This is a genomic window from Kitasatospora sp. NPDC059747 (assembly GCF_042732955.1).
Classification (GTDB): Bacteria; Actinomycetota; Actinomycetes; order Streptomycetales; family Streptomycetaceae; genus Kitasatospora.
This window is the reverse complement of sequence record NZ_JBHWGV010000057.1, coordinates 1-12,163: the sequence shown is the minus strand read 5'-3', so window position 1 is coordinate 12,163 and position 12,163 is coordinate 1. Positions and strand designations below refer to the sequence as shown.

Genomic DNA, 12,163 nt, shown 5'->3' with positions numbered 1-12,163 from the left:
GGGGGCGGGGCGCCCCCGGCGGGGTTGGTCCCCGCGGGGGCCGGGGCCGGGGGCGTGCGGCGCCCGGTCGGGGGCGCCCGCGGGGGGTCCCCCCCCCCCCCGGGAACCGCGTCCGCGTACACGTGCGCTGCTGGACCGCCGCGACCCACTCCGCGGCCATCCCGACCCCCACGTACGCCAGCGCCCGCCCGTCCCGCCACGTCGGATCCAGCGCCCGCCCCTCCTCGTCCGCACACCAGGCGCGCCGCGTCACCACCCCGCCCGCACCGAGGACGAACCCCTCCACGTACACCAACCCGGCCGGCTTCAGCGCGATCCGCCACGCGTTGCGGAAGCAGTCCCCGCCGTCACTGCGCCGCGGCAAACCCGCCGGCCAGCCGCACGGTTCCTGGAGCCGCCCCTGCGCCAGGACCACGGCCTCGGCCGACAGCCCGCCGCCCGCGGCCCGGGCCCGCAGCGCACGGAGGAGGTCCAACTCGTGGGAGGAGATCGGCGTGATCGTGGTGGAGGACACGCGGCCAGTTTTCGCAGCCCCGCCGGGCTTCGCGAGCCCGGCTAGCCCGTCCGGTGCGCGGGGCCGGGCGAGATGTGTTTCCGGGGGACTCGGCGAACGATCCATCGGGACCGCCGGGGCCGGCGTTTCTCTTTCAGCACGGGAGTTGCGAGGCCCGCCGTCGGTGCCCTACCCGGTCAGGTACGCCTTGACCTCCCACGTGGGCGGTGCGTCGGTTCCGGCCACGGCGGCGAGCACGGGCAGGATCTCGTGGCCGACGGCGGTGCGTTCGGCCGGGTCGGGGATCTCCCGCCAGTCCGACAGCGCGTGCTTGGCGCTCGCCCTGGCCCGTGGCGAGCCCACGCCGCCGGTGGCGATGTGCAGGCCCGCGGTGTGGAGGTGCCAGCGGGCGGCCTCCGTGCGACGGCCCTGGCGGCGCGCGATCAGGCCGCGGAGTTCGCGGACGTTCGCGACGTTGGGGTCGGTCGGTCCGAGTGCCGCGGTGACGTCCTGGTCGAGCACACCCGCCTTGGCGGCCACGGCCGCCAGGACGTCGGTGTCCGACGTCCGGTCGAGCAGCCCGGTCAACTCGGCGAAGCGGTCCGCGAAGTCGGGTGTGACCGCGGGCAGGCCGGCCGGCTCCGGTGCGGCCCAGAACGCGGGTGTCACCGTCCCCCAGGGGTGGGCCGGTTGGTCCTCGTGAAGCAACGTTTCTCCTGTCCTACCACTGCACCACGCGGACGACGTGGGTGATCCGCGTGAGTGCCGATGTGCTGTTGCGCCAGCCGCTGTAGGCGACGGTGCGGGTCTGGACGCCGGTGCGCGGGGCCTCGACGATCCAGCCGTTGCCCACGTACATGCCGACGTGGCCCGGGGAGTCGTCCGAGCCGTCCGAGCCGGCGTTGAAGACCAGGTCGCCCGGTTTGACGTCGTCCGGCGACACCCGGGTGCCGGTCTTGACCTGCTCGAACGTCGTCCGGGGCAGGGTGACGCCGGCGTGTGCGTAGGCCTGCTGCATCAGGCTGGAGCAGTCGCACCGGCCCTGGGTGTTGTCGCCGAACGGGTTCGTGCAGTCGCCGCCCCACTGGTACCAGCCGCCGCGCTGGGCGAGGGCCCACGCCACGGCGGTCCTGACCGCCTGCGGGGTGTCGGCGGGCAGCTGGTAGTCGGCGGGGAGCTGAACGGGCACGGTGTCCTCGGACTGCGTGTACTTCCGGACGTCCGCCATGATCTTCTTCACGTAGTCGTAGGTCTGGCCCTGTGCGAACGACGCGGGGGGCACGCCCTTGTACTGGTCGACGCGGCCCCATCCGGCGTTGTAGCCGGCCAGCGCGAGTTCGATGGCGCTGCCGTTGTAGTCCGGGTGCTGCTTGGCGGTCTTCAGGAGGCTGCACATGAAGCGGCCCTGGGCGGCGATCGCGTCCTTCGGTTCCCAGACGCTGCCGCCGTTGCCCCAGCTCGCCCACGTCTCCGGGGTGAACTGGGCGATCCCCTGGGCCTGTCCGGAGTTGGCGCGCGGATCGAACGCGGACTCGGCGTTGATCTGTGCGGCCAGGACGCCCGCGCTCAACCCCTGGTCGCAAGCGGCTGCGGCCTGTTTGACGAACTCCGCGTACTGCTCCGGCACACCACCGGGTCCGGTGCGAAGAGTGGCCACCGACACCACCGGGGCCACACCGCCACCGCTGCCCTTCTCGTCGTCGGCGGCGACGGCGACGACCATGACCAGTCCGACTCCAAGAGCCAGCGGACTCAGGCCGACGGCCGCGACCGCCAACACCAGCCAAGATTTGACCTGCACTCAGACCCCCCTCGGTCAGAACCCCTCCGGACAACGCCGATTGCCCGCAGACAACCCCCTTCGTGCAAGCGGACGCGCCATTCTCACACCCGACTGCGACATCCACCGCAGGGCATCGTCCCTGTTCGGGGGCGTCCCGCCGGTTCGGGTGCCGGGCCGCTCACGGTTTCGGCATTGTCACAGGTGTGACCGATGATCAGGAACCGAGCGCGTGCGACAAACGTTCGGCTCCGACATTAGACTGCGGGGCCGAGACGGACGGTGACGGGGGTGTTACCGGGCCTGTGCCCCATCCAAGGGGCGGGGGAGAGGCCTGTCATGAGTACCCGTACTCATGACAGCCACGGCTCGCTCGGGAAGCCTGACCGGAGCGTGACTGTCCGCTAGCAATATTCGGGGGAGTGTTGGCAAGGAAAGCTGTCCCGTCCGTGGTGATCGCCCCCCACGGACGGGTCGTGGTGCCCGTCCTGGCGGCCGTCGGCGGCAGCGGACGGTCGACGGTCGCGGGTTTGCTGGGCGTCGGGCTCGCCCAGGCGGCGGCCGGCGTCGTCCTGGACCTCGCGCCGCGTTTGGCCTCGCCGTGGCCCACGTGGGCGACGGAACCCGGGACCGGGCTCGCGTCCGTCCCGCCCGACGCACCACTGAGCAGGCGTCATGTCCTGGCGGCGGCAACTCGCTTTCCGGCCCCGGCCGGGGCCGGCTGGCACGTGCTGACCGATCACCAGGACTGGAGCGCTCCACCGCTGGCCCTGCCCGAGGCACCCGCCGCGTGGCACCAGCTGGCCGCCATCGGCGGCTGGCAGGCCGTGATCGCGGACACCGCACACCCGGTCGCGCACGACATCGTCGCCTCCCGCGCCGCCGGCAGCTCCGGCCTGACCGCCGCCTGGTGCGCGCTTCCGGTGAGCGTTCCCGTCCTGTGCGCGGCGGCCACCGCCTCCGGCATGGCCGCCCTGCAGACCGCGCTGACGGCCGCCTCGGCCGACGGGCTGCCCCTCGACCGCATGGTCGTCGCCCTCGTGTCCACCGGTGACGGCCGAACCCCCGCGCCCGTCCGTGCGGGGGAGACCATGCTGGCGCCCCGCGTCGCGGCCGTCGTCCGGGTCCCGTTCGACCCGGACATCCGCGCCAGGGGCCTGCGGGACGCCGCCCGGCTGGGCTCCGGGTCGCTCCAGGCCGCCGACCAGCTCGCCCGGGCCGTGCTCGGCTCCGCCCACACCAGTTGGGGCGACCCGCTGCCGCCCGCCACCCAACCGGCGGCGGCCCCTCTTCAGATCCAATCCGTTCAACCCGTAGAAAGAGTCCTGCTGCCGTGAGCCAGACCCTCCACGTCCTGAACACGCTGATGTCCGACCCGCATTCGCACATCCTCGCCGCCGGACCGTCGCCCGAGCCGACGTCGATCGAGAACCCGATCCCGGACTTCAAGCCGACGCTGCCGGAGAACGTGAAGAGCCCGACCGGCACGATCCTCGGCTGGGTCGCCGGCGGCGGCCTGGCGCTCGCCGTCCTCGGCGGGCTGCTGGGCTGGGCGGCCGTCGCCATCGGCGAGAACTCCGAGCGCGGCGGCATGGCGGCCCGCGGCAAGAAGGCCATCGTCATGAGCCTGATCTCGGGTATCGGCATCGCCTGCACCAGTGGGCTCATCTTCGCCGCCTACAAGATGGCGGCCGCCTGATGGACCGCCACGACCGCGCGGCGCGCAGGGCGCGCCTTCGGCTGATCGGGATCGGCGTGGTGGCCGGCGCCGTCATCGCGGTGGGCGGCGTCGCCGTCGTCCGCGGCATGTCCGACGACGGGAAGGACGGCAAGCCGGCCGCCTCCCCGACCGTGGTTCCGACCGCCACGGCGAGCACCGGGCCCGCCACGTCGGCGAGCCCGTCGGCGACCAAGACGCTGACCCCGAACACGGCCAAACCGGTTCATCTGAACAAGCCGACCGGACAGAAGGACGGCGCCTCGATCGGATTTCCGCGCTTCGGCTTCGGTGCGATGTCGGCTGCGGTCTACCACCTCGACGAACTGAGCGTGCTGGACGACGACATGGTTCGTCGTCAGCTCGCCGTCACCACGGCCAAGGGTAGCGAGGCGAGCATCGACAAGGCCGTCAGCGAGGTGCGCAAGCTTCGTGAGACGGTCGGCCTGCCGTCCTCGGGGGGCACCCCGGCCGGCATGACGATCAGCACCAATGTGGACGCCGCGCAGGCCTGGGCGCTCGACGACGACGGCCTGGTGATCAACGTCTGGATGCACTACAGCCGCACGGCCACCCTGCCCAAGGCCGCCTCGGACGACAGCCCTCTCAAGAACCAGCTGACCGATGTCGTCCTGATCTGGGAGGACGGTGACTGGAAGATCACCACGGATCCGAAGTGGGTCGCCAAGCGTTTCACCCCGGCGCCCTACAACCCCGACTCGCCGACGTCCCTCAAGGACGGCTGGCTGGTGGTGATCCGTGACTGACCGCGGGCTCCTCCGCCTGCTGACCGTCCTGCTCGCCGCGCTCATGTCCGTGGGAGCGCTGGCCGCGCCTGCCGCGTTGGCCGACAGCCCGACCGTCCATGCCCCGAACGGTCCGCCCGACAGCCCGTCGAAGGAATGGCTCTCGCAGTGGAACGACCGAAGCGACAGCAGCATCGGCGTCGACAAGGACAACCACTGGTGCATGATGCCCGAGGCCGACAACTGCAGGCCCTACAAGAAGCCCGACCTCTACGACAAGTGCGAGGAGAGCGGGAACGCGGACGAGCGGAAGAAGGCCTGCGACGACCCGAACATCACCGCAGCACGCAAGCAGCGTGAGCTCGACAAGCTCAAGGACTGGGAAGCCACGACGGACCACGGCATCGCGGGCTATCAGAAGTACGTCGACGCCATGGGGAAGTGCATCGAAGGGGGCATGAACTTCCAGGACTGCAACGTGAAAAACGCGGACCTTCTGATACCGTCCGGCGGCCTGGGGGACTGGGTGGCCGGCAAGATCAGCAAGCTGGCCGCCGACGCGATGCGGGAGATCGCGGGCTACATCGGCGAGGGCACGGTCTGGCTCCTCCAGCAGTTCGCCGACGCCTTCAACGACGCCTCCACGATCAACCTGGGCGGGACCGGGATCAGCCACATGACCGGGATCATGACGGTCCTGTCGGTCGTGATCGCCACGTTCCTGATGCTGATCCAGTTCGGCAAGGTCGCGGTGAGCCAACAGGGTGCGCCGCTGGCGACCGTGCTGAAGGGACTGGGCAAGTACGCGCTGGTACTCGGGGTGTACGCGGGATCGGCGCAGATCATCCTGCGGTGGATCGACCAGGTGTCGATCTGGATCATCGACCAGTCGTTCACCCAGGTCGGCCCCGAGCACCAGGACGCGGCGACGGTCATGAAGACGAAGCTGGCCGGCATGTTCGCCGGTCTGGTGACGGCCGGCGGCGCACAGTCCGTGGGCGCGAGCCTGGTGACCGGGGAAGGCGTGCTGAGTCAGGCCGTGGGCGTGGTCATCGTCCTCGGGATCCTGGCGATCCTGGTGGTCGGCGCGCTGTGGATCGAGGTGCTGATGCGTCAGGCCGGGATCATGGTGCTGATGGTCGCCATGCCCGTGGCGGTCGCCGGGCAGTTGTCCGACGAGACCCAGGAGTGGTGGCCCAAGGCCCGGCGGGCCTTCACCGCGATGGCGCTCGCGAAGCTGGCGATCGTGGTGTGCTTCGGTATCGGGTTCGAGGCGATGGGCACCGCCAGCGGCATCCGGAACGTGATCGTCGGCCTGATCGTCTTCCTCCTCGCCGCGGTCGCCTGGCCGGTGCTGGCGCGGTTCCTGACGATGGTGGAGGCCGGCGGCGGCAACAGCGTGGCCGCCGGGATGATCTCCTCCGTGGGGTCCACCATGGGTGCCGCGTTCGGCGGTTTCGCCGGCGGGGCCGCCGGTGTGGCCGGAGCCGGTGCGGTCGGCGGCGGGTCCGGGTTCACCAAGGCCCTGGAGGAGGACAGCGCCTCGGCCTCGGGCAGCGGTTCCAACAGCCGTTCCCGCAAGTTCCTCTCCGGCATGGGCAGCGGAATCGGCACCGGGATCGGCCTCGGCCTGCAGCTCGCCGCCGCCGGCGCGAGCACGCTGGAGGGCGCGGCGGCGAACACCGCCGCGAACGCCGGACTGGGTGCCCCCGGCAACGGCCACGCCTCCGTGGTCCCGCCCCGCAAGGGCGGCGGCACGGCAGCGGCGGCGCATCCGGATGGCGGCAGCGCCGACGCCGGCGCCACTGAAGAGACGCAGGGCCCGGCTCCGCAAGGTACGGGCGAGGCAGAGGTGCCGCAGCCGGCCGAGTCCGCAGGAACGACGCCGACCCTGGTCGACGCCTCGCCGCCGACGCTCGTCGACACGTCACCGCCCACGAGTACGGGCACCGTGCGGCTCACCACCGGCCCCGTCCGTCCGGCCGCGCCGACGGAGTCCGCCCCACCACCGCCCACCACGCCGCTGCCGAAGCCGAAGGGGGACTGATCCCGTGTCCCTGACCCACAGTGAGCCGGACACCTACACCGGCTGGCAGCGGGAGAAGTCCGGCTTCATCGGCGAGTTGTCCGGCGTGGGCTTCGCCCTGATGGCCGCCGCCTCGGTCGTCGCCCTGATCCCGATCTACCAGCACAGCTGGACGGCCGCCTTCGTGGCGCTCCCGCTCGCCGGCCTGCTGCTCCTCCTGGCTTACGGCCGTGTGATGGGCCTGGCCGCCGAGGAGTGGGTGCTGCTGGCGGTCCGGTACCAGCTCGCCGTCGCCACCAAGCGGAACGTGTTCTACAGCGGGGTGTTCGCCCCCGCCGACAAGGAAGGCAACCAGCCGATGGACCTGCCCGGCGTGCTCGCGCGCCTGCGCATCCTGACCGCACCGGACGGCCAGGGCGGCACGCTCGGCATCGTCCACAACCCGATCGACAACACCTACACCCTCGTCGCCCGCGTCACCTTCCCGGGCCTGGCCCTGGTCGACACCGCCCGGCAGAACGCCCGGGTCCGTCAGTGGGCGGCCTTCCTGCGCAGCCAGTGCAAGGAGGACGGCTCGATCGTCCGCATCCAGGTGCACCAGCGCAGCCTGCCGGACGACGGTGAGGCGCTGCGGTCCTGGACGAACCGGCACACCGCCGCCGACGCCCCGGCCGCCGCCGTCCAGGCCCTCGGCGAGCTGATGGTCTCGGCGGGTCCGGCGGCGACGATCCGTGAGACGTACCTGTCGGTCACGCTGTCGTCGGTCCGTGCGCGGCTGGCGGTGCGCGGTGCCGGTGGTGGACAGGTCGGCGCAGCCGCGGTGCTGGTGCGGGAGTTCCACGCCATGCACGGGTCGCTGAGCAGCGCGGGCCTCCAGGTGGTCGAGCTCCTCGACCCGCGCCGGGTGGCGGCCGTGATCCGCACCGCGTACGACCCGGAGGCGCAGCAGATGCTGGCGGTCCGTTCGGCGGCGTCCGACGACGCGTCGTACGCGGGCACGGCTCCCGGTGTGGATCCGGCGCTGGCCGGGCCGGCGGCGGCGGAGTACACGTGGGGCATGTACCGGCACGACGGGGCGTGGACGGTCACGTACCAGGTGCGGAACTTCCCGCAGTCCGAGGTGTACGCGACGTTCCTGCAGCCGTTGCTGCGGCCGAGGACGAACGCGCGGCGGTCGATGTCGCTGGTCTACGAGCCGATCGGCCCTGCCCGTGCGCGCAAGGAGCTGAGCCGGGAGAAGACGCGGAGGCAGTCCGCGCGGGCGCTGCGGGCGAAGACGGGCCGGGCGGAGTCGGAGGACGAGCGCCGCGAGTCGGAGATCGCGCGGGCGCAGGACATCGCGCGTGCGTCCGGTCAGGGCGTGGTGCGGATGGTGGCGCTGATCGCGGTCACCGTCACGGACCCGGAGGAGCTGGAGACGGCCTGCGCCGAGCTGCAGGCGGACGCGAGTGACGCCGGTCTGGAACTGCGGCGCTGCTGGGGCGCGATGGACGACGCGTTCGCCGCCGCCGCGCTGCCGCTCGGCATGGGGCTGCCGCCGCGAAGGGTGGCGATCTGATGGCGGGGTTCCCGTTCACGCGCCGCCGGGACGGACGCGACACCGTCCTCGAATCGACCCGCGTGGCCGATCTGTTCGAGCCGGACGACCAAGCGCCGACGCAGCGGCAGCCCACCGCCCGCGAGTTGCGGCGGGCCCGGCTGCTGGAGGACCCGGCGACGGCCATGCGGATCGCGCCGAAGAAGGGCTGGCACCAGCCGTTCGCGGGCCGGGCGGCCTCGCACGCGAAGGCCGAGGTGTTCCGTGCGGACACCGGCCGGGCGTCCGGCATCTACCCGTTCCTGCACGCGGCGTCGCTGCCGCCGGTCGGCGCGTACATCGGGTTCAACACGCTCACGATGCAGGCGTTCTCCGCGCATCCGAGCGTGTGGGTGCAGGAGGGGCTGGCCACCAACCCGAACGTGATCCTCACCGGCATCCCCGGCAGCGGGAAGAGCGCCCACGTCAAGGCGCTGTGCTTCCGCCTGATGGCGTTCGGGCACCGCACGCTCATCGCCGGGGACGTCAAGGGCGAGTACGCGGCGCTCTGCCGCCACCTGGGCACCGAGCCGGTGCGGCTGGGCCCCGGGCTGTCCGGCCGGCTCAATCCGCTGGACGCCGGCCCGCTGGGCCAGGACCTCCACCTGATCAAGGACGACGCCGAGCTCCAGGCCCGGCTCACCGAGATCCACCGCCGCCGCCTCACCCTCTGCAAGGCGCTGCTGGAGCTCCAGTTGAAGCGGGTGCTCCAGCCGCAGGAGGAGGAGTGCCTGGACGTCGCCGTGCGCGAGGTCACCGGCGCGCTGGCCGGCGCCGGGCACACCCGCCTCGACACCCCGACCCTCCCGGCGGTCTACCAGGTGCTCAAGGACCCGACCGAGGCCATGGCCCGGGAGCTGCGCGTGCGCGGCGACGACGTCCAGACGGCACGCGAGCAGATGGCGAGCATCCGCTCCGCTCTCGGCTCGATGATCTCCGGGCACCTCGGCGGCCTGTTTGACGAGAAGACGTCCGTTTCCCTGGACTGGGACGCGCCCATCCAGAGCGTGGACATCTCCGCCCTCCAGCAGTACGGCGACGAGGTCGTCGCCATGGTGCTGACCTGCGTCTCCTCGTGGGCGCAGAGCGCCATCGACCGTCCGGGCCGCCCGTGGATCATCGTGCGCGACGAGCTGTGGCGGCAGATGCAGTCGGGCGGGTCGTCGATGGTCCGCAAGATCGACGCCGACCTGCGGCTGAGCCGTGCGACCGGCACCATCCAGTTGCTCGCGACGCACCGGTTGAGCGATTTCGAGGCGGTCGGCGCGGCCGGCTCCGAGGCCGTCGCCATCGCCAAGGACCTGATCGCCAGCTGCGAGACCCGGATCCAGCTCGCCCAGGACACCAAGCCGCTGAACCTCACCCGCGAGGCGATCGGCCTCACCGACGCCGAGTGCGACCTGATCGGCTCCTGGGGCGCCGGGCAGCGCGGACGGGCGCTGTGGAAGGTCGGGCGGGGCGGTGGCTCGCACGCCGTACAGCTCCTGCTGTCGCGCACCGAGCGGGAGTTGTTCGAGACCGACGAGAAGATGGTGATCTGAGGTGGCCTCCGACAACCGGGTGGACGACGGCACGTTCCTGTTCGGGCTCGCCGCCGGAGCGGTCGTCTCGCTGGGCGCGGTGTCGCTCGCGGCCGGTGCCCTGGCGGGGCTGCTGTCCGGGGGCGGTCTGCCGGAGATGACCGCGTCCGTGCCCGAGACGCTGCTGCTGTCCGTCGCGCAGGGGCCGGCCTCCGTCTACCGGCCGGCCCCGCCCGCCTGGCTCTTCTATACGGTCTTCGGCCTGCTGGTCGTGCTGCTGGCCGTCCTCGCCGGGGTGGTCGTGCGGCGCCTCGGCCGTCGCCGTCGTCGTTCGCTGGCGGGCGGTGCGACCTGGGGCGGTGCCAAGATCGAGAAGGAGATGGCCCTGCCCGACGCCCCGGCCGAACGCCCGGACCGCATCACCGCGGGGCGCGGCCGGGAGACCCGGAAGATCGTCGGCGTCATCGAACGCAGCGCGAGCGCCATCGCGTTCGGCCCGCCCGGCTCCGCGAAGACCTCCGGCCTGCTCGCCCCGAACGCGGCCGAGTGGCAGGGCCCGGCACTGGTGACGACCACCAAGGCCTCGGACCTGGAGGAGATCTACGCCGCCCGCAGCCACATCGGCCCGGTCTGGGTGATCGCCCCGGCGGGGCTGCCCGCCGGGCCGTGGCTGACCGCGCACTGGTCGCCGGTGGACTACGCCGTCGACGACGAGGCCGCCGAGCGCATGGCCGAGTGGATGGCCGACGCGAGCCAGAAGACGTACGACCCGAAGGCGGAGCCGTGGCTGATCCAGGCCCGTGCCATCGTGGCCGGACTGCTGCTGGCCTCCCGGGCGTCCAAGGGCGGCATCAAGTCGTTCCGGCGCTGGCTCACCCAGGGCGAGGCGGCGGTCGACCACGTCCGCGCGATCCTGGAGGAGGACCACCCGGAGGCGGCGCTCGACTACGCGCAGCCCTGGACGACGCTGCACGACGACGGCAAGGGCTCCGTCCAGTTCACCCTGAACGTCCTCGCGGCGACGTACCGCAGCACGGGCATCCGCGAGGCCGCCGAGCGGACCGACTTCAGCGCCGAGGAACTGCTGGAACGCAACGGCACGCTCGTGCTGATCGCGGCGCCCTCGCAGGCCGACCGCTTCGCGCCCTACTTCACCTCGCTGATCGCCGCGGTCCTCCACGCCGCCGAGGACCGCTACGAGAAGCTCGGCCGCCACCCCGACCGCTCGCTCGGCCTGTTCGTCGACGAGGCCGGCAACTTCCTGCGCTACCCGAAGCTGCCCAACGTGCTCACCACCGGCCGCGGCATGGGCATCACCGTGCTGAGCATCTGGCACGACTACTCGCAGCTCGCCGGCCGGATGGGCCGTGAAGGCGCCAAGACCATCATCTCGGCGAGCACGCTGCGGCTGCTGCTGCCCGGCATGGCCGACGACGAGACGATGCGCTACATGTCGTTCCTGTTCGGCCGGGAACTCGTGGAGAGGACCAGCCACACCACCGGCACCGGCCGCGACTCCACCTCGACCAACGTCGTCGAGTCGGACCTGCTGCCCGTCCACCAACTGCGCGAGATCCCCGAACACACCGCGATCGCGCTGTACTTCAACCGGCCGCCGATCCGCGTGCGCATGCGCCTGACCTGGCGCGACCCGGACGTCAAGGCGTGGCTGGCCCGGCCGGCCGCGCCGCGGGCGGACGCGGTCCCGCACCAGGCCCTGGAGGCCACCGATGCATGACCTCACCGCCGGAATCACCGGCACCCCGCCGAGGCGGTGGGTGTGGTCGGCGATGACGCCCGCCGACCGGCAGCAGCGCCTCGTCGAACTCGCCCCGTGGGTGGACTGGCTGATCACCCACCACCACCTGCACCGGAAGATCCCGCGCTGCTGGTACCGGGACGGCCACGAGCCCGTCCTGGAGATCCTGACGGGCCTCTACCTCGGCTGGGTCCGCACCTACTGCGGCGACCCCGCCCGGACGGGCACCTTCGGCGAACTCGCGTGGATCAAGGAGCTGCACTCCGTCACCCCGTACCTCGCCGCCCCGACGTGCGAGGACGGCCACCAGGAACCGCCGCCCAGGAAGAAGCCCACGGGCGAAGCGCTGTCCGACTGGCTCGACGACGACCCGCCCCGGATCGCCGCCGCGCCGTCCCACCCGGCCGAGGTCGAGGCCAACCGGCTCGCCGCCGCGGACGCCGCGCAGGCGGCGACGCCGGGCGGCGGGCCGGGCTGTGAGGACCCCCAATTGCGCCCGCCCCCCCCCCGCGGGGCCGGGGGGGGGGGGGGCCGGGGGGGCGGCCC

Annotated in this window: 10 protein-coding genes; 8 read left to right on the top strand and 2 right to left on the bottom strand. The window is 72.4% G+C overall.

What is annotated here, in order from left to right; all coding sequences use genetic code 11:
* Positions 1-682: 682 nt before the first annotated feature.
* On the bottom strand, positions 683-1,201 hold the full coding sequence (locus ACFV4G_RS24125; RefSeq protein WP_380443673.1) for a hypothetical protein: 519 nt from the start codon (positions 1,199-1,201) through the stop codon (positions 683-685).
* Between the two features lie 13 nt (positions 1,202-1,214).
* Positions 1,215-2,294 carry an NlpC/P60 family protein gene (locus tag ACFV4G_RS24120; RefSeq protein ID WP_380443671.1) on the bottom strand — a complete coding sequence of 360 codons (1,080 nt, stop codon included), beginning with the start codon at positions 2,292-2,294 and terminating at the stop codon, positions 1,215-1,217.
* 428 nt (positions 2,295-2,722) lie between these two features.
* Between ACFV4G_RS24120 and ACFV4G_RS24115 the strand changes: the two genes are divergently transcribed.
* The 8 genes from ACFV4G_RS24115 to ACFV4G_RS24080 all read left to right on the top strand — a co-directional run.
* Entirely contained in the window at positions 2,723-3,610 is an 888-nt protein-coding gene (locus tag ACFV4G_RS24115; RefSeq protein WP_380443669.1) for a hypothetical protein, read from the top strand.
* Positions 3,607-3,972, top strand: coding sequence for a hypothetical protein (locus ACFV4G_RS24110; RefSeq protein ID WP_380443667.1), 366 nt, complete (start codon positions 3,607-3,609; stop codon positions 3,970-3,972). The genes ACFV4G_RS24115 and ACFV4G_RS24110 overlap by 4 nt, the downstream gene beginning before the upstream one ends.
* A complete protein-coding gene (locus ACFV4G_RS24105) occupies positions 3,972-4,757 on the top strand; it encodes a hypothetical protein (RefSeq protein ID WP_380443665.1) in 786 nt (261 codons plus the stop codon). The genes ACFV4G_RS24110 and ACFV4G_RS24105 overlap by 1 nt, the downstream gene beginning before the upstream one ends.
* The gene (locus ACFV4G_RS24100; protein ID WP_380443663.1) at positions 4,750-6,783 is read left to right on the top strand and encodes a hypothetical protein; all 2,034 of its coding nucleotides are present in this window, start codon (positions 4,750-4,752) and stop codon (positions 6,781-6,783) included. The genes ACFV4G_RS24105 and ACFV4G_RS24100 overlap by 8 nt, the downstream gene beginning before the upstream one ends.
* Positions 6,784-6,787: 4 nt before the next feature.
* Positions 6,788-8,320 (top strand): SCO6880 family protein, encoded by a 1,533-nt coding sequence (locus tag ACFV4G_RS24095; protein ID WP_380443661.1) that lies wholly within the window; start codon positions 6,788-6,790, stop codon positions 8,318-8,320.
* A complete protein-coding gene (locus ACFV4G_RS24090) occupies positions 8,320-9,879 on the top strand; it encodes a type VI secretion protein (protein WP_380443659.1) in 1,560 nt (519 codons plus the stop codon). Before ACFV4G_RS24095 ends, ACFV4G_RS24090 begins: the two co-directional genes overlap by 1 nt.
* A 1-nt stretch (position 9,880) precedes the next feature.
* Complete coding sequence (locus ACFV4G_RS24085; RefSeq protein WP_380443657.1) at positions 9,881-11,596, top strand: type IV secretory system conjugative DNA transfer family protein; 1,716 nt, start codon at positions 9,881-9,883, stop codon at positions 11,594-11,596.
* Positions 11,589-12,163 (top strand): hypothetical protein (locus ACFV4G_RS24080; protein WP_380443655.1); only part of this gene is annotated, 575 nt, incomplete at its 3' end. The genes ACFV4G_RS24085 and ACFV4G_RS24080, both read left to right, overlap by 8 nt.